Source organism: Streptomyces sp. NPDC006624, from assembly GCF_040611555.1.
Lineage (GTDB): Bacteria > Actinomycetota > Actinomycetes > Streptomycetales > Streptomycetaceae > Streptomyces.
Genome location: NZ_JBEXOM010000012.1, coordinates 134,285 through 158,371 on the forward strand (window position 1 = coordinate 134,285; position 24,087 = coordinate 158,371).

A 24,087-nucleotide genomic window follows, 5' to 3' on the forward strand; every position below is an offset into this window, starting at 1 on the left:
AGGGTGATCGCTCACCCCGTCGCAATTGACGCCTTATCGGAAAGAAATGGGCGTTCTGCGGGGAGTTGTGCGCATGGCCGAACCAAGGGTCACGGACAGTCGTCACCGGAACCTGCTCCGCAGGCCGGTGACCAGGTACGCGCCGAGCAGCGTGGCCAGCGACAACGTCAGCGCGCCTCCGACGGGTTGGGAGATCACCCGCAGCACGGCCTCCAGGTAGCGCTCTCCCCCGAAGGGCCACCGCGGCATGACGGCCTCACGCAGTCGCATGGGCAGGCCCGCCGCGGTCCGCACGGACGGCCCGTTCAGGAGCTGGTGCACGACGGGCACCACGAGGAGGGGCACGGCGGCCACCGCGGCCAGCCCCGCCGAGGTGGACCGGAACACCCCTGCGGCCAGCACGCCCGCCCAGGCGCAGCCGACCACGAGCCCGATCCAACTCGCACTCAGGGACCACCAGTCGGCGGGAACCTGGGCGAGTTCCCGTCCGTAGACGAGATACAGCACTTCGGCGTCGCAGCCGACGGTGAGGACGGCCAGCGCCAGCGCGGTGGCCGAGGAGACGAGGAGCTTGGCGACCAGCAGCCCCAGCCGGCGGGGCACGGTGCCGCGGTCGGCCGCCAGAGCGGGGTGGCGGAACTCGTCACCGAAGGCCAGCGCGCCGAGCAGTCCCGCACCGAGGGCGGCGGGCGGCAGGGGCAGCTCCTGCGGCCACGCGGCGAGCAGGCGCGGCTGCGGGGTGTGCCCGATGCGGGCGAGCACGACGGCGGTCACGGCGGACACGACGAGCACGACGGCCCCGGTGAGGAACCCGGTGCCGATCCCGGTGGCACGCCGGATCTCGTAGCGAAGGGGGCGCAGCGGGCTGGGGGCGGGACGGACGGAGATCGGCGGCGGCAGCGGGGGCAGGGTGTCGAGGGTGCGGGCCGCACGGGTGGGGTGGGCGCTGGCGGGGTGCGCGGATTGGTGATCAGACGCGGATTGGTGATCAGAGGTGACGGCAGGGGGCTCGGGTGCCGGGGGCTCGGGTGCTGAGGGTTTGGGTGCCCAGGGCTCGGAGTCCGTGACCACAGGGGGAAGCGGTGCCGTGTCTTCCTGGGACGGGTCGGCGCCGCATCCCTGATCGGGTGCTCCCGGGGCGCCCGAGTTGTCGTCGGGAGCGGCGGTGGGCTCTTCGTCCTCGGGGGTGACGAGCGGCTGGGAGGAGGGCGACGGCTCATCGAGGGCCCACGGCTGATCGGAGACCCACGGCTGATCGATGGTCGACGGTTCATCGGTCGGCGACGGCTCATCGGCGACCGGTCCCTGGGGGTCGGCGTGGGGTGGCGCATCGAGGATGGGACACGCCTCCGTGGCGACGGCGGCAGGTTCCCCGGCGGTGGGTTCCCGCACTTCCGGAGCCGCTCCCGCTCCCGGACCCATGTCCCCGATCTCGTCGGCGAGTTGATGGACGAGGATGCCGTGGCGGAACGCGGTCTCACCAACGTCCGCACACGTACTGCCGTACACGGAGAGGCGGTTGCCACCCTCCCTGACGACTTCGACGGAGCGCTGCGCCGTGCGGGCCTGCTTGGCCAGGAGAGCCGCCAGACGGGCCGCATGCGGACTGCGCACGGCGACGCGGGGACGCAGGCGGGTGCGTGCGAACTCGGCTGCCTCCTGGTCGGCCACGAGCCTGCCCTGCTCCAGTGTGACGACACGGTCCGCGGTCCGTGCGGCCTCCTTCGGGTCCGCCGTGGTGAACAGGACCGTGCCGCCCTGGGCGGCGTGTGCGCGGAGCATGCCGTGCAGCCAGTTCCCCTCGCGGACGGAGAGCCCTTCGGTGGGGGCGTCGAGGACGAGCGTGTGCGGGTCGGCGAGGAGGACGCAGGCCAGGCCGAGGCGGCGGTCCATGCCGCGCGAGAGGGTGCCGAGGCGTTCCTCGCGCAGGCTCACCAGCCCCACTGCCTCGAGGACTTCGTCGGCACGCCGGACCGGAACGCCCGCCGCAGCACACAGCATGCGCAGATGACCGCGCACGGTGCGGGCCGGATGTCCCGGCACATCACCCAGCAGCACGCCGACCTCGCGTGAGGGGTGGGCGATGCGATGCAGGGGGCGGCCTCGGAAGTAGGTGATGCCGCGGCCCTGTTGGAGTTCGAGCATGAGTCTGAGGACCGTCGTCTTGCCGGCGCCCGGTGCTCCGAGCAGCGCGGTGACGCGACCCGCCGGCGCCTCGAACGAGACGTCGTCAGCTGCGGGCGGAAGCTCTTTGCGAGCGTTGCTGGTCAGTCCGAAGGCCTCGATCACCCGCAGCAAGATAGCGCGCTATGTCCGGTTTTTCGGGCACCTGGAGACCGGACTGGGGTACGACGATCCCGTATTCCTGGACCGCGGCTGGACTGCGGACGGACACGTCCGACGTCAGGCGCGGTCCGTGTTCGCGCCGCTGATCACACCTCGGGGCGGAGCATCGGAGGGTTGAGCAGCGTCGCACCGCCAGCACGGAAGAGCTGCGCCGGGCGGCCGCCCTGCCGGGTGGTCGTGCCGCCGGTGGGCACGAGGAAGCCCGGTGTGCCGGTGACCTTGCGGTGGAAGTTGCGCGGGTCCAGCGCCACGCCCCACACCGCCTCGTAGACACGGCGCAGCTCCCCGACGGTGAATTCGGGCGGGCAGAAAGCCGTGGCCAGCGACGAGTACTCGATCTTGGAACGAGCACGCTCCACACCGTCCGCCAGGATCTGCGCATGATCGAAGGCCAGCGGTGCGACCGGCTCGGCGTCGCGTCCGTAACCGCCCTGCTGCAACAGTTCCTCGACCGGAGCCCAGCGGGCGTTGCTGGCGTCACCACCCGCCCGGGGCGCGGGCAGGTCGGGAGCGAGGGCGAGGTGGGCGACGCTGACGACCCGCATCCTGGGGTCCCGCTTCGGATCACCGTAGGTCGCGAGCTGTTCGAGATGAGCGCCGTTGTCCTGAGCGGGGACGGCCGGGTCGTGGACCCGCAGCCCGGTCTCCTCGGCGAGCTCGCGTGCCGCGGCCTGCGCCAGGTCCTCGTCGGCCCGTACGAAGCCCCCGGGGAGCGCCCAACGTCCCTGGAACGGCGGTTCACCCCTGCGGACCGCGAGCGCACACAGGGCGTGGCGGCGCACGGTCAGCACGACCAGGTCCACGGTGACGGCGAAGGGCGGAAACGCTGACGGGTCGTAGGGCATGCCGCGATCATAGTCGTCTGCCTGACGATAAACACTCCCTTCGCCGGTCCGCTCGCCTGCTGATCCACTTCGATGGGGTATGGGTTCACTGTCTGTTCCCAGAGACCTGAACAGGACATGTCGTGGCAGGTCATACGCCCAGCTGCAGACTCTCGGCCGCCTCTTCGACCATGGCAAGACCGAGCCGGCTCACCCGTACGGAGAAGGGGGCGCCGGCCACCCTGAGTCCCGTGAGGCCGATCTCGCCCAGGGGCGCGCCGCGCACGGGCCGCAGGGTGACCGTCCCGGCCGGGGCGTCGGGGCGGATGCCGGCGAGCGTGGTCAGCAGCAGGACTCCGGCGGCCGCCGGGATGGCGGCGGGGCGGCAGGCGGCCGGGTGGGGCAGCGGGGCACTGCCCTCCGTGCGCTGCTGCCCCGCGTACATCTCGGGCAGGCGGTGGCCGAAGGACTCCGCCGCCGCGAGCACGCCGAGGAGCAACGCGCTCGCCTCCTTCTCGTAGCCGGCGGCGGCCAGGCCCGCGACGGCGAGTGCCGTCTCCTGGACCCGTACGGCACCGGCGCGATGGCCGAAGGGATTGAATCCGGGTTCCTTGGCGCCGAGCCCTCGCAGCCCCCAGCCGGAGTCCATGACCGGGCTTCCGAGCAGCCGGGCAAGGCTCTCGGTCTGCACCTTGTCGAGCAGGCCAGGCGCCACCCCTCCTCCGCCCAGCAGACCGGTGTCGAGGAGGTGGACGGCGGCCGAGCACAGGGGAGGCACGGGTCTGCCGTCGGGCGTGCGGGCCACAGCGGGTCTGCCGCCTCCCGGGCCGTCGACCCAGAAGTCCCTCCGGAACGCGGTCCGCAGTTCCTCCGCCCACTGCCGGAGTGCGGCCCCTCCACTGCGGCCGCAGGAGTCGAGCAGGTCGGCGCCGAGCAGTGCGGCACGGTGGGCGTGCGCTTGCGTCTCGCAGCGGGCGGGACCTTCGGGGTGGGGGTCGCGCAGGTACGCGTCCCTTTCTGCGGTGGTGCGCAGCCAGGTCAGGCAGCGTTCGGCGGCGGGCAGTAGTTCTTCCGTCTCCCGTTCGGGCAGGCCCCAGCGGCGGGCCTCGGCGAGCAGGACGGGGAAGAGCAGCGTGGCCTCCGTACCGGTGCAGTGGGGCGGGAGGTGGGGCCCGGCGTCCCGTCTCGGCCCGGGGATCATCCCGGCCTGCGGCCCTGGACCGCCGAGCTGGGTCCGGGCGAGGATCCGCAGCGTGCCCGCGGCGAGGCCGGTCCCGAGGGGCAGCGCCATCCGGGCGGCGACGAGCGCGTCGGCGGGTGCCAGGCCGCAGCGCCAGGGGGCCCCGGCTGCGAGGTGGGTGTCCGCCGGGCGGGCGGAGTCACGCAACAGGAGCGCCTGAAGATCCTCGATGCTCGTCCGCAGGAACGCGTGGACTCTCGGATCGTCGCCTTCCGCACGGGCCACCGCGACAGGGCTGGTCGCCGCGCGCCCCACGGCACGGAGAGGTCCGGCCCGGTCGGGGCGCACCCGCAGTTCCACGCTTGCGCTGCCCCCGGGCGGCAATTCAAGCTCCCACCGCAGCAGCCCGGCCGAGGCCAGGGCGTCCGACGGGGGTGGTGCGGCCGTAACCGTGGCGTTGCCGGTGGCGCTGGACCAGCGCAGGCCGGAGTCGTGGACGCTTGCGGGAAGTTCGGGTCCCGCCTTGCCGGAGGCGATCGCTCCGAGGTCGGCCAGGTCCGTGCCCAGGGCGACCTCGACCGGCAGCCGCAGCGGGCGGGCGGCAGCGCTGTGCAGCGTGATCCGCTCCGTGCCGTCCGCGTACCGGTCGCGTTCCACGATCACGTCCGGGTCCGGGCCGGTCCCGGGGGAGGCGCGGAGCGTGCCCACGAACCGGGCGCGGTCGGCCGCGGCCATCCGGGTCTGCACGGCGACGGGTTCCCGCCCGGCGACCCGGACCACGCACCGGGAGAGCACGCGCCGGCCCGCCCGGTAGAACCCCTCAAGCCCCCGGCCGGTCATCTGTCCCTCGGTCGAGATGGCGAGGCCGGGCAGGGCGACGCAGATCATCGCGTTGTGGGCAGGCGGCAGGTCGGCGGACCAGCGCAGTCCCGGGACCGTGGCACCTCGGGGAGGCGGCGGGGACGTGTGCCCCGCAGGTGACGGGGCTCGTTCCTGGAACGAGGGCGGCGTGGGCGATGCGTCCCCCGGCGTGGGCCCGGGTCGGCGGCTCTGGCCGGTCCATCGGTCGGCAGGACGGCTTGAGCCGGGTGGCGACGGCGGGCACGGCTCTTGGCCCATGGACGGCCGGGCGGGTGAGGCGCCGTCGGGGAACCTGGGGCCGAAGCCGTCGATCCGCGCCACGGGCCTCACCGGGATGCCCGAGTCACCGGGCCACGGCGGACCGGCTCCGGGCAGGCCCCGGCCCGTTCCGGCGGACGGCGGGGTCCCGCCCGGGACATGACGGTCGTCGGCGACTGTGCAGGGCGGAGTCGGCTGATGCATGGGAGGGCTTCCTCTGCGCTCTGTGCGCCTGGGTCGGGTTCGGTACCGGTATCGGAGGGCTCCGACGGGACAGGGGCAGTGCGGCGTCACGGCCGGTCCGGACGTTCCGCCACTCAGGTGAACGGTGGGGACCCGCTCCGGGTCACGCCGGCGGCTCGGCCCCTTACGCGCCGATACCTGCCGGGTCCTCACTCCTGTCCCTCGGTGCCGTGGCCGGGGGTGCCGTGGCCGGGGGTGCCGTGGCCGGGCCGCAAGCCTTCCTGTCCGGTGTCCCGGGGTGACAGGGCGGCCTCACGCGGGGCACGCGCACGCGGGCCGTCTGTGCGTGCGATCCCCGGCCGGGCGGTGCTGGCCGTTGTCCCCCGGCCAGGGCGGGTGGTTGCTTCCGCGGCACCGGCGGGGCGTGCGGCCCCGGTCGGCGTACGGCGGGCGGACGTGCTGCGCCTGCCCGGGTCACGGTTCGCGGCGCGGACACGACCGCGGGTGGCATCGAGAGCAGGGATGGAGCCACCAGCGGAACGGGGGCGACGTCGGCGGCGTGACGGCGTCCCTGCCGGTGGGGCCGCGGGCGCGGCCGGCTTCAGCCCGTCAGCAGCGTCTTCCCCCTGCCTACCGGCCACCGGTCCGTCTGTCTCCGCCTCTGCCCGCTCCTCGGCCTCTGCTTCAGCGTCCGGGCTGCTGCCCACGGTCCCGCTCCCCCGCCCCTCGCGTTCCGTCCGCAGGCACCTGCGGATCGTTTCCGGGTCGAGTCCCTCGTTGCAGGCCTGGTGCAGGAGCCGCGCGAAGAGATAGTCGGGATCCGCGCCCAGAGCCATGGCCAGGGCTTCGCGGGCCTCCAGTTCGTCCCCCGTGGACCAGGCGACCCAGCCCGCGAGGGTCAGCGGGGCGGCGGCGTGTTCACCGTAGGGTCCGACGCAGCGGCGGGCCAGTGACCGCCACAGGCGCAGGGCGTGCCCGGCCTCGTCTCCCTCCATCCACTCGGCCGCGCGGTCGCGGGTCGTGCGGTCCTGGAGGCCGAGGACGATGCGGGCGGCCTCGTCGTGGCCGATCAGTTCGTCGTCGCGGATGTCCGCAAGGAGCATGCCGGAGACGGGTTCGGCTCCGGCCAGGCGGTTGAGGATCCGTTCGGCCAGTGCCAGCGTCTCGTCGGCCACCTCCGTGCGGCCCGCCTCGTCGAGGATCCTGGGGACCAGCGCCATGCTCGCGGCGTCCAGGGCGGTCTCCTGCTCGAGTGCGGCGGCGTTCTCCCAGGGCTGGAGCCTGGCCCTCAGCTCGCGCAGGCTGCCGCGGACCTGGATTCCGGCGTAGGTGGCAGCCGCGGCGAGCACGGAGGTGCCCGGCAGACCCATGGATGCTCCCTCTGGTGAGCAGCAGACCGGGTTGTCACAGCAGTACGACCAGTAGCGCCCTTCCGAGATGCACAGCGCCTCGACCACCACCACGTCCTGAGAACCGCATTCGACACGCAAGTTCTGGGCCAGAGGCCTCAGCCGCTCCATGACCTGCCGGCCGGTCTGGCCCTTCTCCGGCTCCTGGCACAGGAAGGCCACCATCGACTCGGGCCGCGCCCCTCGGCGCTCGCTGCCCTTGATCAGTCCCTGGGCGAGTTGGCGGGCAGCGGACGGCCAGTCGTCCGCGTTCGCGGGGATACCGAGACGAGCCCGGCCACCGAACCGGCCGTGGCCGTCCTTGTCGTGCAAGGCGACCAAAACGATGCTGTCCTCTGGTCGGTAGCCGAGCAGATACGGCAGGGCGTCGGCCAGCTCGGCAGGGGTGCGCAGGGTGACCTGGTGCTCGCCGCCGTGGCCGTCGCGCGACGGGGTGGGGACATGGAGCCCGGTCGGGCCGCTCCCCCGCTTCCCGCGTCCTTCGCCCGTGTGCACCTCGTGCCCCTCGCCCCCATGCACCTTGTAGGCCTCGCCCTCGTGCACCTCGTGGGTCTTGTGCTCCTTGTATGCCCTGTGCGCCTTGTCTCCCCCGGACCCGGCGATGTCGCCGTTTTCAGAGGATCCAGTCGTTTCGCCGTGATTCGTCATGCGAAGACGATCTCGCGGAATGCAAAGCTCCGCTTTTGCCTGTGGACAACTTCGATCAGGAACACGACACGCAGTCGACGCGCAGCCGCCTTGTCCACAGGCAGCGCACCCGCTGTCAGTCGCGTCCTGTTGTATGGAACGCATGGAACACACGAGCAACGCGGATCTCCGAGCCGCCGCGGATGACGTCCTCGCCCGTCTCGTCGGCGACGCTTCGGGAGCCGCCCGCCTGCGCGAGGACCAGTGGCGGGCGATCGAGGCGCTGGTCGCCGACAGACGCCGTGCTCTCGTCGTCCAGCGCACCGGCTGGGGCAAGTCCGCGGTGTACTTCGTGGCGACCTCGCTGCTGCGGGCGCGAGGCAGCGGTCCGACCGTGATCGTCTCCCCGCTGCTCGCGCTCATGCGCAACCAGGTCGAGGCGGCAGCCCGGGCCGGCATCCACGCCCGGACCATCAACTCGTCCAACACCGAGGAGTGGGAGGCCGTCCAGGACGAGATCGCCGCGGGCGAGGTCGACGTCCTGCTGGTCAGCCCGGAGCGGCTGAACAACCCCGACTTCCGGGACCAGGTGCTGCCCCGGCTGGCGGCCGCCACCGGGCTCCTCGTGGTGGACGAGGCCCACTGCATCTCCGACTGGGGCCACGACTTCCGGCCCGACTACCGTCGGCTGCGCACGATGCTCGCGGACCTGCCACCGGGCGTGCCGGTGCTCGCGACGACCGCCACGGCCAACGCGCGCGTCACGGCCGACGTCGCGGAACAGCTCGGCACCGGCGGCGGCTCCGACGCACTCGTCCTGCGCGGGCCGCTGGACCGGGACAGCCTGAGCCTGAGCGTGCTGCGGTTGCCGGACGCCGCTCACCGGATGGCCTGGCTCGCTGAGCACCTCGACGAGTTGCCGGGCTCGGGAATCATCTACACGCTCACCGTGGCGGCGGCCGAGGAGGTCACCGCGTTCCTCCGTCAGCGCGGGCACATCGTCGCCTCGTACACGGGCAAGACCGAGAACGCCGACCGCCAGCAGGCCGAAGAGGACCTGCTCGCCAACAAGGTGAAGGCGCTGGTCGCCACCTCCGCTCTCGGCATGGGCTTCGACAAGCCCGACCTGGGCTTCGTGGTGCACCTCGGCTCGCCCTCCTCCCCCATCGCGTACTACCAGCAGGTGGGCCGCGCAGGACGCGGTGTGGAGCACGCCGAGGTGCTGCTGCTCCCTGGCAAGGAGGACGAGGCGATCTGGAAGTACTTCGCCTCGCTGGCCTTCCCCCCGGAGGACCTGGTGCGCCGCACGCTCGACGTCCTGGGACACGCGGAGAAGCCCCTCTCGCTGCCCGCTCTGGAGCCCCTGGTGGAGCTGCGACGCTCGCGTCTGGAGACGATGCTGAAGGTCCTCGACGTGGACGGAGCCGTCCAGCGGGTCAAGGGCGGCTGGATCGCGACCGGGCAGCCGTGGACGTACGACGCCGAGCGGTACGCGTGGGTGGCTCGGCAGCGCGAGGCCGAGCAGCAGGCCATGCGCGAGTACGCGTCGACGGCGGACTGCCGCATGGAGTTCCTGCAGCGCCGCCTGGACGACGAGGCGGCCAAGCCGTGCGGCCGCTGCGACAACTGCGCGGGGCCCCGCTTCACCGCCGACACCTCCGAGGACGCGCTCGTCGCCGCGCGGGTGGATCTGGGCCGGGCGGGTGTCGAGGTGGAGCCCCGCCGGATGTGGCCGACCGGACTCCCGGCGATCGGAGTGGATCTCAAGGGCCGTATCCCGGTCGGCGAACAGGCCGCGCCCGGACGCGCTCTGGGCCGCCTGACGGACATCGGCTGGGGCAACCGGCTGCGTCCCATGCTTGCGCCCCAGGCCCCCGACGAACCGGTTCCCGATGATGTCGCCAAGGCTGTGGTGGACGTGCTCGCGGACTGGGCCAAGGGCCCCGGCGGCTGGGCGTCGGGCGCTCCGGACGCACCGCCGCGCCCGGTCGGCGTCGTCACCGTGGCTTCCCGCACCCGGCCCCGGCTGATCCACTCGCTGGGCGCGCGCATCGCGGAGATCGGCCGGCTGCCACTGCTGGGCAGCGTCGAGTACACCGGTGACGCGCACACCGGTCCCCGCAGCAACAGCGCCCAGCGGCTGAAGGCGCTCGACGGGGCGCTGACCGTGCCGCCGGCCCTGTCGTCCGCCCTGGCCGAGGCCCCGGGCCCGGTGCTCCTGGTGGACGACTACACGGAGACCGGCTGGACCCTCGCGGTCGCGGCCCGCCTGCTCCGACGATGCGGTGCTCAGGGGGTGTTGCCCCTGGTGCTGGCGGTGCAGGGGTGACATCCCGCCGTCTGTTACCGGGCACGCGGCGCCGGTCTCTCGCGCACGCCTCTGGACGCCGCGCCTTCCCGTGACGTACGAACGTGTCGTGCTCGAACGCCCCATGGGCGTTCCGGCGGCACACCGGGCGGGGATATTAGCCGCGCACCATCTGATAACGGTCGGCTGCCTCAATTGCTCGTTGCCGCATCCAAGTTCGACAGGAAGAATTGAGGTCCGCTCCCGCACGGCTCGTCCGCCGCTCCGGCTGGGCTTCGCTGCGGTGCGCGCTCCCAGGAATCCGACCCCGCCCGCAGTGTGGGCGCGTAGCCGAAGGGAGGACCGTGACCTTCGGATTCGCTCCGGCCTCGGCAGCGGCGTCGACGTCCGCCGCTTCCGCCAACCGCTTGCTCGAACCCGCGGAATGGGCCGCCGCCGGGATCCCACTGCTGCGCAACCCCCGCGAGGTGGTCAGCGGACTGCACGCCCGGCACCATCCGCAGCCGGCGACCGCTGTCATCGCCGTGCTCGACCCGGACGAGCGGTTGCGGGCGAGCGCCTCCTTCGTCCGCCGCCCGGCACCCGCCGACGGCTGGATGTTCCGCAACGTGCTGCTGGCGCAGCTGCGCCGGGTCATCCCGCACGACCTGCGGCGCCGTACGCCGGTGCGCACGGCGGTGCTGCTCTACTGCCGTGAGGGCGACGCCCGTTGGACGGAGGAGGACGGCGCGTGGATGTGGGGACTGCGGGATGCCTGCACCCTGCACGGGCTGCGGTGCGGGGCGTACATCACCCTGACCCGTGACGGCTGGCAGGTCCTGGGCGAGGGCCGCGGCGGACGCCGCCCTCACTCGGCCTCGGCACCGGAGCCGTTCGCCACCTCGGAGGCACCGCCACCGCCCCCGCGCACCGGTGGCGCCACCTCCGACATACTGCGCCGCGCAGCCGCGGCACGCTGAGGCCGGGGCAGACCGTCCGCAAGAAGACGCAGACCGTTCCGCGAGGAACCGGGGCCGCGCCCAGCGCACGGCACACAGCACGCAGCACGCAGCACGCAGCACACCATGACGCCTACGCCGGGCACCCGGTGCGGACAGCGGGACAGCGCTCCGGCACCGCTGATCGGCGCCGGTTCCAGCCCGGCCGAGCCCACACCGTCCCGCCGTACGGGCAGGCCGGACCGCCCGCTGCACGGGGGCCGCCGACGCGGCACCTGAAGTCATCCCGCGGCGCCCGGGCGGGTGCTACGGCAGCGACTCAGACGCCCGCACCCAGCACCGAGTTGATGCGCTGCGGGTCGCCACAGACGATCAGCAGGGCGCCAGCCCGGGAGTGGGCCAGGGGCAGGGCGTTCGCGGCCGCGTCCTCGGGACCGCCGTTGACGGCGACCACGACCACCGGGCGCGACGCGGCGCGGGCCGCGACGGAGGCGTCCGTGTAGAAGACGTCGTCACGGGCGTCGTGCTGGGCCCAGTAGGAGGCTTCACCGAAGGACAGCTCGTGGGTGGCCCACGGGTGCTGTTCGCCGGTCGTGATCACCAGGACGTCGCCGGGGGCACGACCGGAGTCCAGCAGCAGGTCCACGGCCTCCTCGGCGGCGTCGAGCGCGCCTTCGGCGGAAGCCGGGATCAGCTGGATCTGCGGGGTGGCCGGAGCGGCGGCGGGGCCCGAAGGACCGGGCTTGGCGGCCACCTCGCGCGGCGTGCGCTGCACCGGCGGCGCGGGCCGCAGAGGGCCGGGACGACCGGGACGCGACGGAGCCGCGGGACGGGGGCCGGGTACGGGGCGAGGGGTCGGCGCGGTGCGGCCGCTGGCCGGCGTGGCGCGGGGACCCTGGGCACTCTCGTGAATCTGAGGCTCCTCGGGAATGAGAGGCATGGGCTGATATTTATCAAACGTTGGTACGGCCCGCGTCAGCGGGTGGCGCATGTGTGCGAACGAAACCGTCAGAAATCGAAGCCCAGCTGACCTTCGACCTCCGGAACGCCTCCGCCCGCCCAGCTGCGGACCTTCTTGAGGTGCCGCCACCGGGGCAGCGCATCAAGATACGCCCACGACAAGCGGTGGTAGGGGGTGGGGCCCCGCTCCGCCAGTGCGGCCTTGTGCACGGGTGAGGGATACCCGGCGTTGTCCGCAAAACCGAAGTCTGCATGGTCGATACCCAGTTCGGCCATCATTTTGTCGCGCTGAACCTTGGCGATCACCGAGGCCGCGGCGACCGCCACGCACGACTGGTCGCCCTTGATGACCGTACGGACCTGCCAGGGCGCCCCGAGATAGTCGTGCTTGCCGTCGAGGATGACGGCGTCGGGACGGACCGGCAGGGCTTCCAGGGCCCGCCCAGCCGCCAGCCGCAGCGCGGCCGTCATCCCCAGGTCGTCTATCTCCTCGGGGGAGGCATGCCCCAGGGCGTACGACGTCACCCACTTCCGCAGTTCCTCGGCGAGTTCGGTGCGTCGCTTGATGGTGAGCAGCTTCGAGTCCGTGAGGCCCTCGGGCGGCCGACGCAGCCCGGTGATCGCAGCGCAGACGGTGACGGGACCGGCCCACGCGCCGCGCCCCACCTCGTCGACACCTGCAACGATCTTCGCTCCGGTCGTGGCTCGAAGGGAGCGCTCGACGGTGTGAGTAGGCGGTTCGTACGGCATGGCGCCCTTAGATTACGCCGCCCCGAACCACCCGCGACACCCCGGGCCGCCTCCCCGACGCCACGGCCCCGGACCACACGCGTCAGCCGCCCTCCGGCCGTAGCAGCGGAACCGTCAACTGGTCGATCATGTCCTCGATTTCCCGGTCTCCCCATTCGCAGCCGCACACCTTGGAGCGGTACATCATCATGGCCGGAATGGCATCGATGACGTATCCGTCGGCGGCGCCCGCTCGCACCTCACCCCGCGCGATCCCACGATCGATGACTGTCCGCAGCATCCTGATGGTGGACTCCACGACACACTCGAAGACCACGGCATGGAAGCGCTCCGCCTGCCTCGTGTCACATTCGTGAACCACCGAGCGAAGAGCGGGACCGGGCGGGAGAACCTCGCGTCGCGGCCCGCAGACACAGCAACAAGAGGTCCTCGCGCACCCTCCCCTCGCCCGGCACCGCGTACAAGTGCGGCAGCCCGGCACGCAGGGCATCGGCGACCAGGTCCTCCTCCAAGGGCCATCGCCGGTGGACGGCCGCCTTTCCGGCCCGGGCGCCGGCGGCGACGCTTCAGGACTCCCATGGCCACCCCCCTTCGAACTCCCAACTTGACGCCGCCGTCCGTGTGCGGCTGGACGGCTCGCACACCGGACGCCACGAGAACGCACGGGCGGTCACAGAGAGTTCCCACCGGACACAGAGAGTTCCGGTCACCTCGTGATCTGCGGCGGGTGCGGCCACGCTAGGCCGATGCCGGCACCCACTCCGGGAGCGGTTCCGTCCGCTCCACCCACTCGGCGGGCGGGGTCCCCGCCTTCCCCGAGGCGATCACCCCGCCGACGATGGCGCAGGTGGTGTCGACGTCGCCGCCGGCCTGGGCGGTCGTCCAGAACGCCTTCCCGTAGTCGCCGAGGCTTCGCGCGGCCGACCAGAGGGCGAATGGCACCGTGTCGTGGGCGGTCGTGCGCCGCCCACATCCCAGGACCGCGGCGACCGTGGCCGCGTCGCCGTAGTCGAGCATGTCCCGGGCCCGGCGCAGCCCCGCACCGACCGCGCTCTTGGGCACCAGGTCGATGACCCCGTCGAGGAGGGCTTCGGCACCGGGCGCTCCGCCCGGCGCCCCGGCGAAAGCGGCGGCCGCAGCGACGGCCATGGCGCCCACGACGGCTTCCCGGTGCTGATGGGTGGTGTATGCGGAGATCTCCGCCTGGTGGGTGGCCTGCTCCGGGTCGTCCGCGTACCAGGCGCCCAGCGGGGCGATCCGCATCGCGGCGCCGTTGCCCCAGGACCCCTGTCCGTTGAACAGCCCGGCGGCGAGCGCACGCCAGTCACCGCCCTCCCGGACGAGCCGCAGCAGGCGGTTGACGGCGGGGCCGTAGCCCCGGTCGAAGTCGTGGTGCTCGGCGAAGGACCGGGCGAGGGCGTCCTGGTCGATGCGCTGGTGGGCGGCCAGGACGGCGACGACGGAACAGGCCATCTCCGTGTCGTCGGTCCACTGCCACGGCCCGTCCGGGACCTCGCGGCTCTTCAGCAGCGGGTAGTTCACCGGCACGAAGTACTGGGAGCCCAGGGCGTCCCCCACGGACAGTCCGCGCAGGGCGGCGAGTGCGCGGTCCAGGCGCACGTCGGGGGAGGAGTCAGCGGTCATCGCCCTGCCACTCTATCCGGTGATCCCGTACGGTTCGGGATCTCGCCAGCGGTCGAACGGCCGGTCAAGCGTGTACTTGCCGTCGTCTCCCAGAACGAGCATCCGCACTTCGCCGTTCCCGGGGTTCGACAGCGACTCGAACTCCGCCACCGTCCAGTGGAACCACCGCATGCAGAACAGCCGCATGGCCAGGCCGTGGGTCACGATGAGGACGTTCGGAGGGTGGTCGGGGTCCTCGAAACTGCGGAAGAGGCTCTCCAGGAAGCCGCCGACCCGGTCGTAGACGTCGGCTCCGGACTCGCCCTGCGCGAAGCGGTAGAAGAAGTGGCCGTAGGCGTCCCGGTAGGCCTTCTGCAGGCGGACGTCGTCGCGGTCCTGCCAGTTGCCCCAGTCCTGCTCCCGCAGCCGGGGCTCCTCACGCACCCGTATGAGCCCGGGGTCGAGGTGGAACTGGCGCAGCGTCTCGTGCGTGCGGCGGTACGGGGAGACGTAGACGCTGACGCGCTCATGCCCGAACAGCTCGCGCAGCTGCTCCCCCGTCGCCGCTGCCTGCCGCTTTCCGCGCTCGGTGAGCGCCAGGGCGTGGTCGGGTTCACGCTCGTAAACGGAGTCATCAACATTGCCCGTTGATTCGCCGTGCCGGACAAGGACGATGCGCCGTGGTCGTGCCATGCCAAAACCCTAGATCGGGTGAGGGCCCGTCGAGCACCCGGACCGTACCCATACAGCGTAGGTCACACAGATCCCGCACCGCGGATCACATTTCCGCGGCCTCCGGTCGCACCCGCGCGCGAAGGGCGATCACACGGTCCAGGTCGTCTCCATGTCCACGACATCCCCGGTGAGCGCCGCCACGTCGGCCTCCGTCTGGGCCCTCAGGGCGAGCCGTTCCACCCGCTCGGTGCGGTATTTGCCGTGCTCGGCGGCCGACCGCCACATCGAAAGCACCAGGTACTCGTTCCCGGGCGCCTCACCGAACAGCCCGCGCACCATGCCGGGTGAACCGGCCATCGCCGGGTTCCAGACCTTCTCCTGCATCAGCACGAAGTGCTCGGCCCGTTCCTCGTGGACGCGGCAGAGCGCGACCCTGAGCAGGTCGGCGTCCGCGAAGCGCGGCTCGAAACCGGTCTTCACGTCGAAGCGGTAATCGAAGAGCCTGACCTGGGCGTCCTTGAACGTGCCCGACTGGGCCGACGCGAGCCGGTCGTGGGACCTCGCCATGAAGGAGTCGTAGAAGGCGCGGCTCTCCCAGAACGCGAAGATGTGCGCCACGTCCGGTCGCCTCCGGCTCCAGCCACCCCCCTGCCCGCGAAACCCCGGCTCCCCCAGAAGCCCCGCCCACTTCCGCTGCCCCCGCTCGAACCCACGGCGGTCCACCACGGTGCAGCGAATCCACTTGACCAGCACCGCGCCATGGTAAGGCCAGCGAGCGTGGCGCCGGTCACTCTCGGCTGGACCGCTCCGCCCCGCGCGCACCCGCCCGCGTGGCAGGATGGACAAACAGCCGTGAGTGCCCGGCAGTTGGGGCGAACGGACGGGTCGGTACGGGGAAGGGGACTTCGGTGGACGGGCTCAACAAGGGGCTTCGCAAGGTCGAGATCGCGGTGCGGTGGGATCCCAGTCCGGCGGGGCAGCCGTCCACCGATCTGGATCTCGTCGCGGCGACCTATCCTGCGGACGACCCGCACGGCGATCCCGCGTACGTGGTGCACTTCGACAGCCGCTCGCCCGACGGCACGATCTATCTCAACCGGGACAGCAAGGACGGCCAGGGCTTCGGCTTCGACGAGGTGATGACCCTGGAGCTCCACCGGCTGGACGCCCGCTACGCGCGCGTGGTGGTCGGTGTCGTCATCCAGCAGCGTCCCGCCGAGCGCACGTTCGTCAGCGTGGTCAACCCCGGGCTGAGGATCCGCGAAGGGTACGACGTCCTGGCCGAGGACGACTTCGGCGGCGTCCTGGGGGCGACCGCGACGACGGTCGCCGAGTTCGTCCGGGACGGTTCGGGCCCGTGGTCCTTCCGTCCCGGCCTGCGGGGATTCGAGGGCGACCCGGTGGACTTCACCAGGACGATGGGGGCGGCACACCGGTCGTGAGCCCTGCGGGGCGGGACGCCGTCCGGAGCCTGCGACGACGAGAGGGGCACCGCCCGAAGGCGGTGCCCCTCTGTCATGCGGTCAGGCGCTCGGCGTCAGCTGCAGCCGCTGGTCGAGCCGCAGCCCTCGCAGATGTAGCAGGAACCGGCGCGCTGCATCTTCGTGCCGCAGGAGAAGCACAGCGGGGCGTCGGCCTGGATGCCCAGCTGCATCTCGACCAGTTCGGCACTGGTGTGGGCCTGCTGCGGGGCGGGCTTGGCCGCCTCGTCGGGCTTCGGCGCGGAGACGGCCTTCAGCTCCTGGGCGCGCGGCGCCGACTGGGCCAGGCCCTCGACGTCGACCTCCTCCTCGCCGAGGGTCTGCTCGTACGAGCCGGTCTCCAGGTGCCGCTGGCGCTCCTCTGCGGAGTGGATGCCGAGGGCGGAACGCGTCTCGAAGGGCAGGAAGTCCAGCGCCAGGCGGCGGAAGATGTAGTCGACGATCGACTGCGCCATCCGCACGTCCGGGTCGTCCGTCATGCCCGCCGGCTCGAAGCGCATGTTCGTGAACTTCGAGACGTAGGTCTCCAGCGGCACGCCGTACTGGAGGCCGACGGAGACGGCGATGGAGAAGGCGTCCATCATGCCCGCGAGGGTCGAGCCCTGCTTGGACATCTTCAGGAAGACCTCACCGAGACCGTCGTCCGGGTAGGAGTTGGCGGTCATGTAGCCCTCGGCACCGCCGACGGTGAAGGACGTGGTGATGCCGGGACGTCCCTTCGGCAGGCGCTTGCGGACCGGGCGGTACTCGACGACCTTCTCGACCTTGGCCTCGACGGCGGCGGGCTCCTCGGCCTTCTTCTCCTCCTTCTTCTTGGCGGAGAGCGGCTGGCCGACCTTGCAGTTGTCGCGGTAGATCGCGAGCGCCTTGACGCCGAGCTTCCAGGCCTCGAAGTAGATCTCCTCGACCTCCTCGACGGTCGCCGTCTCCGGCATGTTGACCGTCTTGGAGATGGCGCCGGAGATCCACGGCTGGATCGCGGCCATCATGCGGACGTGGCCCATCGGGGAGATGGCCCGCTCGCCCATGGCGCAGTCGAACACCTCGTAGTGCTCGGGCTTGAGGCCCGGGGCGTCGATCACGTTGCCGTGCTCGGCGATGTGGGCGACGATCGCCTCGATCTGCTCTTCCAGGTAGCCGAGGCGGCGCAGGGCCTGCGGCACCGTGCCGTTGACGATCTGCATCGAGCCGCCGCCGACCAGCTTCTTGAACTTGACCAGCGCGAGGTCGGGCTCGACACCGGTGGTGTCGCAGGACATCGCGAGACCGATGGTGCCGGTCGGGGCCAGCACGGACGCCTGGGCGTTGCGGAAGCCGTTCTTCTCACCGATGCGCAGCACGTCTCCCCAGGCCTCGCTGGCGGCGGCCCACACCGGGGTGTCCAGGTCGTCCATGCGGACGGCCTTGTCGTTGGCGTCGGAGTGCTGACTCATGACGCGCTTGTGGGCGTCGGCGTTGCGGGCGTAGCCGTCGTACGGGCCGACGACGGCGGCGAGTTCGGCGGAGCGGCGGTACGCCGTGCCCGTCATCAGGGAGGTGATGGCGCCGGCGAGGGCGCGGCCGCCGTCGGAGTCGTAGGCGTGGCCGGTGGCCATCAGCAGGGCGCCGAGGTTGGCGTAGCCGATGCCGAGCTGGCGGAACGCGCGCGTGTTCTCGCCGATCTTCTGGGTCGGGAAGTCCGCGAAGCAGATCGAGATGTCCATCGCGGTGATGACCAGCTCGACGACCTTCTGGAAGCGCTCGGCCTCGAAGGACTGGTTGCCCTTGCCGTCGTCCTTGAGGAACTTCATCAGGTTCAGCGAGGCCAGGTTGCAGGACGTGTTGTCCAGGTGCATGTACTCGCTGCACGGGTTCGACGCGGTGATGCGGCCGGACTCGGGGCAGGTGTGCCAGTTGTTGATGGTGTCGTCGTACTGGATACCGGGGTCGGCGCAGGCCCAGGCGGCCTCGGCGATCTTGCGGAAGAGCGCCTTGGCGTCGACCTCCTCGATGACCTCGCCGGTCATCCGGCCGCGCAGCCCGAACCGGCCGCCCTGCTCGACCGCGGTCATGAACTCGTCGTTCACGCGGACGGAGTTGTTGGCGTTCTGGTACTGGACGGACGTGATGTCGTCGCCGCCCAGGTCCATGTCGTAGCCGGCGTCGCGCAGGACGCGGATCTTCTCCTCTTCCTTGACCTTCGTCTCGATGAAGTCCTCGATGTCGGGGTGGTCCACGTCGAGGACGACCATCTTGGCGGCGCGGCGGGTGGCGCCACCGGACTTGATCGTTCCTGCGGAGGCGTCGGCACCGCGCATGAAGGAGACGGGGCCGGAGGCGTTGCCACCGGAGGAGAGCAGCTCCTTGGAGGAGCGGATCCGGGAGAGGTTCAGGCCGGCGCCGGAGCCGCCCTTGAAGATCATGCCCTCTTCCTTGTACCAGTCGAGGATCGACTCCATGGAGTCGTCGACGGACAGGATGAAGCAGGCGGAGACCTGCTGGGGCTGCTTGGTGCCGACGTTGAACCAGACGGGGCTGTTGAAGCTGAAGATCTGGTGCAGGAGGGCGTAGGCCAGCTCGTGCTCGAAGATCTCGGCGTCGGCGGGCGAGGCGAAGTACTTGTGGTCCTCACCGGCCTTCCGGTACGTCTTCACGATGCGGTCGATCAGCTGCTTGAGGCTGGTCTCGCGCTGCGGGGTGCCGACGGCACCGCGGAAGTACTTGCTGGTGACGATGTTGACCGCGTTCACCGACCAGAAGTCGGGGAACTCGACGCCGCGCTGCTCGAAGTTGACCGAGCCGTCGCGCCAGTTGGTCATGACGACGTCACGGCTCTCCCAGGCCACCTCGTCATAGGGGTGGACCCCGGGGGTGGTGTGGATGCGCTCGATACGCAGGCCCTTGCTCGCCTTGGGGCTCTTGGCGCGGGAACTCCGTGCCGGACCGCTCGCCGTCTCTGTCATGCCGCCTCCCTGTACGGGCGAAAACGCCCTGAAGTGCCCCGTTTGTTCCCGTGGCACGGTGTTCTGTCTGATGCTGCGGGCACCACTCACATGACCCGCAACAGGTCTTCACATCGCCGCCGACCGGCCGGTCCCGGAGCTGCCTTCCGGGTCCGGCCCGCCTGTCAGTCGGCGGCGCCTGCGGGCTCGGGGACCTGTGTCGTCCCTCCGGGCCCGCGGTCGTCCTCATGGCTCCCCGCACCCGCGTCCTCGCGGTCGCCGTCGTCCGCGCCGGGGCGTGCCGTCTCTTCTCTGAGCTGCGCGATGGCCGCCTCGAAGTCCTCGAGCGAGTCGAAGGCCCGGTAGACGGAGGCGAAGCGGAGATAGGCGACGAGATCGAGCTCCTGCAACGGGCCGAGTATGGCCAGCCCCACGTCGTGGGTGGTCAGCTCGGCACTGCCGGTCGCCCGCACCGCCTCCTCGACCCGCTGGCCGAGCTGGGCGAGCGCGTCCTCGGTGACGGGCCGGCCCTGGCACGCCTTGCGCACGCCGTTGATGATCTTCGTACGACTGAAGGGTTCGGTGACGCCCGATCGCTTGACCACCATGAGCGAGCACGTCTCCACGGTCGTGAAACGACGGGAGCAGTCAGGGCACTGGCGGCGCCTGCGGATCGACGTGCCGTCGTCGGTCGTACGGCTGTCCACGACACGACTGTCGGGGTGCCTGCAGAAGGGGCAGTGCATGAACTCCAACCCTCCTCACAGCAGACTCAATGACCTCGCCGGGCCTCTTGCGCCCCACGAAGCAGCCCCCAGCATAGGCGATGACCATGGGCCCGGAGACCGGGGGGACCACAACTTCTGGGCTGCTGTAGCAATCCAACCACTAGATGTGGGGATTGGCTCATACATGCTGGCTGTATGCGCGTGTCGCGCGCACAGGCCCTGGCGACACACGACAGGTCCCCCTCATCCGGCCCCACAAGCCCCCGGGAACGCCTCCCGTCCACCGCCGCGGCCGCCGCGATCGCATCCCTTCCCGCACAGCCGTATCGCTGCGGTGCATGCGGAGATACCGTGGGCGCCACGGGGAGGGGACGTGGGACTCCCGCAGAAATGAGGGCTGCTCCCAGAGCAGGGGAATGCCGGATGGCAGACTGGGGCACCTGTCCACGGGGCGATCATCCCGGCGGTGAAGAGTACAGCAATGGACCCTTTTGCCTGCCAGGCGGTGCGGCTGCCAATACACCCGGACACGTGATCGCGTCCGATGATTCGCGATTTTTCACTCGAACGTGTGTTTGGCGCAACCTTTCGAAAGCAACTACCGTTGTGCAGCAGGGAGACCATCGAGAGGGGCCGACGTGACCACCACCGCAGACAGTGCCATCATCACTGCCCAGGACCGCTCCCAGGGCCGACTGGAGCCGGTGCATGCGATGAACGAAGCCACGAACCCTGAGGGGCACAAGCGCTCCCTGCCGGGCCGACCTCCCGGCATCCGGGCGGACAGCTCGGGCCTCACCGACCGCCAGCGCCGCGTCATCGAGGTCATCAGGGACTCGGTGCAGCGACGCGGCTACCCGCCGTCGATGCGCGAGATCGGCCAGGCCGTCGGCCTCTCCAGCACCTCCTCCGTGGCGCACCAGCTGATGGCCCTGGAGCGCAAGGGCTTCCTGCGCCGCGACCCGCACCGCCCGCGCGCGTACGAGGTGCGTGGCTCCGACCAGGCCGCCTCGGTGCAGCCCACGGACACCGCGGGCAAGCCGGCCGCGTCGTACGTCCCGCTGGTCGGCCGCATCGCCGCAGGTGGCCCGATCCTCGCTGAGGAATCCGTCGAGGACGTCTTCCCCCTCCCCCGCCAGCTCGTCGGAGACGGTGAGCTGTTCGTGCTGAAGGTCGTCGGCGACTCGATGATCGAGGCCGCGATCTGCGACGGCGACTGGGTGACGGTCCGCCGCCAGCCGGTCGCCGAGAACGGCGACATCGTCGCGGCGATGCTCGACGGAGAGGCCACCGTCAAGCGCTTCAAGCGCGAGGACGGCCATGTGTGGCTGCTCCCGCACAACGCGGCCTACGAGCCGATCCCCGGCGACGACGCGACCATCCTCGGCAAGGTGGTGGCCGTACTGCGCCGCGTATGAGCCGCGCACCGCGTCGGGCGGGCCCAGTCGGCCCGCCCTCTGTACCGGGCCCCGGAACCCCTGCGCCGGTTCCGGGGTCCTGCGCTGTCCGGGGGCGGTGAGGGCGCCGAGGGAAGCCGGCGCGGGCCCGCCCCGGACGGGCTGAACGGTGAGGGCCGTCCCCCGGCGGATCGGCGGATCGGCGGTCGGCGACACCGAGCGTGGAGCGGCTGGCGCCCTCCTTGCCCGGCGTCGGCACGGCGGATCGGGGCCCCCTCCCGAGCCTTTACTCGGCTTCCGTCTGCTTGGCCACCGCGTCGATGGCTGCCAGCGACTTCCGCACCTGGTTACGGTCCGTCGTGTACCAGAAGTCGGGCATGGACGCCTTCAGATACCCGCCGTACCGGGCCGTGGCCAGCCGCTGGTCCAGTACGGCGACGACCCCCCGGTCGCCCGACGCCCGTACGAGGCGGCCGGCGCCCTGCGCCATGAGGAGCGCGGCGTGCGTGGCGGCGACCGCCATGAAGCCGTTGCCGCCCGCCTCCTCCACCGCCTTCTGGCGGGCACTCATCAGGGGGTCGTCCGGACGCGGGAACGGGATCTTGTCCATGACGACCAACTGGCAGCTGGGCCCGGGGACGTCCACGCCCTGCCACAGCGACAGCGTGCCGAAGAGGCAGGTCTTCGGGTCGGCCGCGAAGTTCTTGATGAGTTCGCCGAGCGTCTCCTCCCCCTGGAGGAGGATCGGGAACTCCGGGATCCGGGAACGCAGTTCCTCTGCGGCCAGTTGCGCACCCCTCATCGAGGAGAACAGGCCCAGGGTGCGACCGCCGGCCGACTGGATCAGCTCGGTGAGCTCGTCGAGCATGTCCGCGCGGTCCCCGTCGCGCGCGGGGCGCGCCAGGTGCTTGGCGACGTACAGGATGCCCTGTTTGCGGTAGTCGAAGGGCGAGCCGACGTCGATGCCCTTCCACTGGGGCAGGTCGTCCCCCTCGGTGCCCTCGGGCGCGAGGCCGAGGGAGGCACCGACACCGTTGAAGTCACCGCCCAGCTTCAGCGTCGCGGACGTGAGGACCACGGAACGGTCCGCGAAGAGCTTCTCCCGCAGCAGGCCGGAGACCGACATCGGGGCGACGCGCAGGGAGGCGCCGAAGCGGTCGTGGCGCTCGTACCAGACGACGTCCCACTCGGAGCCGTTGGTGATCCGCTCCGCCACATCGTGGACGTTCTCCACGGAGGCCAGAGCCTGCTTCCGGACCGCGTCCTCGTCCTGGACGGACTTGTCGCGGGTGCTGCCGATGGCGGAGATGACGGTGCGGCACGCGTCGCGCAGCGCCATCAGGGCGTACCCGAGGTCCTCGGGAATCTCTTCCAGGCGGCCCGGGAGCGCCAGCTCCATCAGCCGTTCGAAGCCCTCGGCGGCGGTCTGGAGCTGGTCGGCGGCCTTCTCGTTGGCCAGCTTCGCGGCACGGCGCACCGCGCGGTTCACCTGGCCGGGGGTCAGTTCGCCGGTGGCGACTCCCGTGACGCGCGAGACCAGTTCGTGCGCCTCGTCGACGATCAGCACCTCGTGCTGCGGCAGGACCGGGGCGCCTTCGATGGCGTCGATGGCGAGCAGGGCGTGGTTCGTGACCACGACCTCGGCGAGCTTGGCCCGCTCCCGGGCCATCTCGGCGAAGCACTCCGCGCCGTAGGCGCACTTCGAGGCGCCCAGGCACTCCCTCGACGACACCGACACCTGGGCCCAGGCCCGGTCCGAGATGCCGGGCGTGAGGTCGTCACGGTCGCCGGTCTCGGTCTCGTCGGCCCAGTCGCGCACGCGCAGCAGATCCTGGCCGAGCTTGCTGGTGGGCGCGGCCGCCTCGAACTGATCGAAGAGGCCCTCCTCCTCGTCCTGCGGGACACCCTCGTGGAGGCGGTGCAGGCACAGGTAGTTCGACCGGCCCTTGAGCATCGCGAACTCCGGGCGGCGGCGCAGCAGCGGGTGCAGCGATTCCACCGTTCTCGGAAGATCGCGTTCCACCAGCTGGCGCTGCAGGGCCAGGGTGGCGGTCGCCACGACCACTCGCTCCCCGTGCGCGAGCGCGGGCACCAGGTACCCCAGCGACTTACCGGTGCCTGTGCCGGCCTGGACCAGCAGGTGGGAGCCGTCGTCGATCGCTTCCGCGACGGCTTCGGCCATGGCCACCTGACCGGGGCGCTCCGTACCGCCGACGGCAGCGACGGCAGCGTGCAGGAGTTCGGGGAGTGAGGGCTTCGTCATAGCGCGACCACCCTACGACCCAGCACTGACAAACGGGTGATCACGGCGGAGTCGGGTGGTGCGATCGAGGCGGCGACGAGGGGCGGAAGCACGGTGAGGACAGGGCGTGCGACCAAGACATCAGGTGAGGTCGAGGTGAAGGAGTGCGGTGGGTTCACGGCCTGTGCTCCTGGACGGGCGGGGACGGGGACGGGACGGAGAAGGGGGTGGGAGTGGGGTGGGAATGGGGTGGGAGGGGATGCGGACGGAGGCGGCGGGGGGAGCGGCCGGAGTGGGCAGGGCCGTGCGAAGCCGGTGAACGGCGGCCGGAGAAAAATGTGCCGTGCGCGGGAACCACGGCCGTGCGGGCTCCGTT

16 protein-coding genes and 1 pseudogene are annotated in these 24,087 nt (G+C 71.4%); 4 read left to right on the forward strand and 13 right to left on the reverse strand.

Features of this window, described 5'->3' with window-relative positions; all coding sequences use genetic code 11:
* Nucleotides 1–102: 102 nt before the first annotated feature.
* The 4 genes from ABZY20_RS22785 to ABZY20_RS22800 form a co-directional block, all read right to left on the reverse strand.
* The gene (locus ABZY20_RS22785; protein ID WP_356443356.1) at nucleotides 103–2,289 is read right to left on the reverse strand and encodes an ATP-binding cassette domain-containing protein; all 2,187 of its coding nucleotides are present in this window, start codon (nucleotides 2,287–2,289) and stop codon (nucleotides 103–105) included.
* A 143-nt stretch (nucleotides 2,290–2,432) separates the two neighbouring features.
* The gene (locus ABZY20_RS22790; RefSeq protein ID WP_184589838.1) at nucleotides 2,433–3,191 is read right to left on the reverse strand and encodes an NUDIX hydrolase; all 759 of its coding nucleotides are present in this window, start codon (nucleotides 3,189–3,191) and stop codon (nucleotides 2,433–2,435) included.
* 130 nt (nucleotides 3,192–3,321) lie between these two features.
* A complete protein-coding gene (locus tag ABZY20_RS22795) occupies nucleotides 3,322–5,238 on the reverse strand; it encodes a glycogen debranching N-terminal domain-containing protein (RefSeq protein WP_356443357.1) in 1,917 nt (638 codons plus the stop codon).
* Nucleotides 5,239–5,861: 623 nt separating this feature from the next.
* Nucleotides 5,862–7,709 carry a DUF4192 domain-containing protein gene (locus tag ABZY20_RS22800; RefSeq protein WP_356443358.1) on the reverse strand — a complete coding sequence of 616 codons (1,848 nt, stop codon included), beginning with the start codon at nucleotides 7,707–7,709 and terminating at the stop codon, nucleotides 5,862–5,864.
* A gap of 142 nt (nucleotides 7,710–7,851) precedes the next feature.
* On the opposite strand from ABZY20_RS22800, the gene ABZY20_RS22805 reads away from it, so the two are divergent.
* On the forward strand, nucleotides 7,852–10,017 hold the full coding sequence (locus ABZY20_RS22805; protein ID WP_356443359.1) for a RecQ family ATP-dependent DNA helicase: 2,166 nt from the start codon (nucleotides 7,852–7,854) through the stop codon (nucleotides 10,015–10,017).
* Between the two features lie 323 nt (nucleotides 10,018–10,340).
* Nucleotides 10,341–10,955 (forward strand): hypothetical protein, encoded by a 615-nt coding sequence (locus ABZY20_RS22810; RefSeq protein WP_356443360.1) that lies wholly within the window; start codon nucleotides 10,341–10,343, stop codon nucleotides 10,953–10,955.
* A gap of 298 nt (nucleotides 10,956–11,253) precedes the next feature.
* Here the strand turns inward: ABZY20_RS22810 and ABZY20_RS22815 are convergent, their stop codons facing one another.
* The 6 genes and pseudogenes from ABZY20_RS22815 to ABZY20_RS22840 form a co-directional block, all read right to left on the reverse strand.
* Nucleotides 11,254–11,874 carry a hypothetical protein gene (locus ABZY20_RS22815; RefSeq protein WP_356443361.1) on the reverse strand — a complete coding sequence of 207 codons (621 nt, stop codon included), beginning with the start codon at nucleotides 11,872–11,874 and terminating at the stop codon, nucleotides 11,254–11,256.
* 68 nt (nucleotides 11,875–11,942) lie between these two features.
* Nucleotides 11,943–12,644: a ribonuclease HII gene (locus ABZY20_RS22820; protein WP_356443362.1), complete on the reverse strand. Its 702-nt coding sequence runs from the start codon at nucleotides 12,642–12,644 to the stop codon at nucleotides 11,943–11,945.
* An 82-nt stretch (nucleotides 12,645–12,726) separates the two neighbouring features.
* A pseudogene (locus ABZY20_RS22825) lies at nucleotides 12,727–13,156 on the reverse strand (TetR-like C-terminal domain-containing protein).
* Nucleotides 13,157–13,382: 226 nt separating this feature from the next.
* On the reverse strand, nucleotides 13,383–14,288 hold the full coding sequence (locus ABZY20_RS22830) for an ADP-ribosylglycohydrolase family protein (RefSeq protein ID WP_356443363.1): 906 nt from the start codon (nucleotides 14,286–14,288) through the stop codon (nucleotides 13,383–13,385).
* A 12-nt stretch (nucleotides 14,289–14,300) separates the two neighbouring features.
* On the reverse strand, nucleotides 14,301–14,960 hold the full coding sequence (locus ABZY20_RS22835) for a histidine phosphatase family protein (RefSeq protein WP_356443364.1): 660 nt from the start codon (nucleotides 14,958–14,960) through the stop codon (nucleotides 14,301–14,303).
* A 129-nt stretch (nucleotides 14,961–15,089) separates the two neighbouring features.
* A complete protein-coding gene (locus tag ABZY20_RS22840; RefSeq protein ID WP_356443365.1) occupies nucleotides 15,090–15,695 on the reverse strand; it encodes a YdbC family protein in 606 nt (201 codons plus the stop codon).
* 155 nt (nucleotides 15,696–15,850) lie between these two features.
* Here ABZY20_RS22840 and ABZY20_RS22845 point away from each other — a divergent pair, with 155 nt between their 5' ends.
* Entirely contained in the window at nucleotides 15,851–16,384 is a 534-nt protein-coding gene (locus ABZY20_RS22845; protein WP_356443366.1) for a TerD family protein, read from the forward strand.
* Nucleotides 16,385–16,479: 95 nt separating this feature from the next.
* Here the strand turns inward: ABZY20_RS22845 and ABZY20_RS22850 are convergent, their stop codons facing one another.
* Entirely contained in the window at nucleotides 16,480–19,365 is a 2,886-nt protein-coding gene (locus ABZY20_RS22850; RefSeq protein ID WP_356443367.1) for a vitamin B12-dependent ribonucleotide reductase, read from the reverse strand.
* A 164-nt stretch (nucleotides 19,366–19,529) separates the two neighbouring features.
* Nucleotides 19,530–20,090, reverse strand: coding sequence for a transcriptional regulator NrdR (gene nrdR / locus ABZY20_RS22855; RefSeq protein ID WP_356443368.1), 561 nt, complete (start codon nucleotides 20,088–20,090; stop codon nucleotides 19,530–19,532).
* Nucleotides 20,091–20,710: 620 nt separating this feature from the next.
* On the opposite strand from nrdR, the gene lexA reads away from it, so the two are divergent.
* A complete protein-coding gene (gene lexA / locus ABZY20_RS22860; protein WP_356443369.1) occupies nucleotides 20,711–21,490 on the forward strand; it encodes a transcriptional repressor LexA in 780 nt (259 codons plus the stop codon).
* Nucleotides 21,491–21,755: 265 nt separating this feature from the next.
* Here the strand turns inward: lexA and ABZY20_RS22865 are convergent, their stop codons facing one another.
* Nucleotides 21,756–23,732, reverse strand: coding sequence for an ATP-dependent DNA helicase (locus ABZY20_RS22865; protein ID WP_356443370.1), 1,977 nt, complete (start codon nucleotides 23,730–23,732; stop codon nucleotides 21,756–21,758).
* Nucleotides 23,733–24,087: the final 355 nt, after the last annotated feature.

Bases quoted from the DNA above. Each gene is read 5' to 3' on its own strand.
- ABZY20_RS22790 (WP_184589838.1), bottom strand. From the start codon at position 3,191: ATGCCCTACGACCCGTCAGCGTTTCCGCCCTTCGCCGTCACCGTGGAC.
- ABZY20_RS22795 (WP_356443357.1), bottom strand. From the start codon at position 5,238: ATGATCTGCGTCGCCCTGCCCGGCCTCGCCATCTCGACCGAGGGACAG.
- ABZY20_RS22800 (WP_356443358.1), bottom strand. From the start codon at position 7,709: ATGACGAATCACGGCGAAACGACTGGATCCTCTGAAAACGGCGACATC.
- ABZY20_RS22805 (WP_356443359.1), top strand. From the start codon at position 7,852: ATGGAACACACGAGCAACGCGGATCTCCGAGCCGCCGCGGATGACGTC.
- ABZY20_RS22815 (WP_356443361.1), bottom strand. From the start codon at position 11,874: ATGCCTCTCATTCCCGAGGAGCCTCAGATTCACGAGAGTGCCCAGGGT.
- ABZY20_RS22820 (WP_356443362.1), bottom strand. From the start codon at position 12,644: ATGCCGTACGAACCGCCTACTCACACCGTCGAGCGCTCCCTTCGAGCC.
- ABZY20_RS22830 (WP_356443363.1), bottom strand. From the start codon at position 14,288: ATGACCGCTGACTCCTCCCCCGACGTGCGCCTGGACCGCGCACTCGCC.
- ABZY20_RS22835 (WP_356443364.1), bottom strand. From the start codon at position 14,960: ATGGCACGACCACGGCGCATCGTCCTTGTCCGGCACGGCGAATCAACG.
- ABZY20_RS22850 (WP_356443367.1), bottom strand. From the start codon at position 19,365: ATGACAGAGACGGCGAGCGGTCCGGCACGGAGTTCCCGCGCCAAGAGC.
- nrdR (WP_356443368.1), bottom strand. From the start codon at position 20,090: ATGCACTGCCCCTTCTGCAGGCACCCCGACAGTCGTGTCGTGGACAGC.
- ABZY20_RS22865 (WP_356443370.1), bottom strand. From the start codon at position 23,732: ATGACGAAGCCCTCACTCCCCGAACTCCTGCACGCTGCCGTCGCTGCC.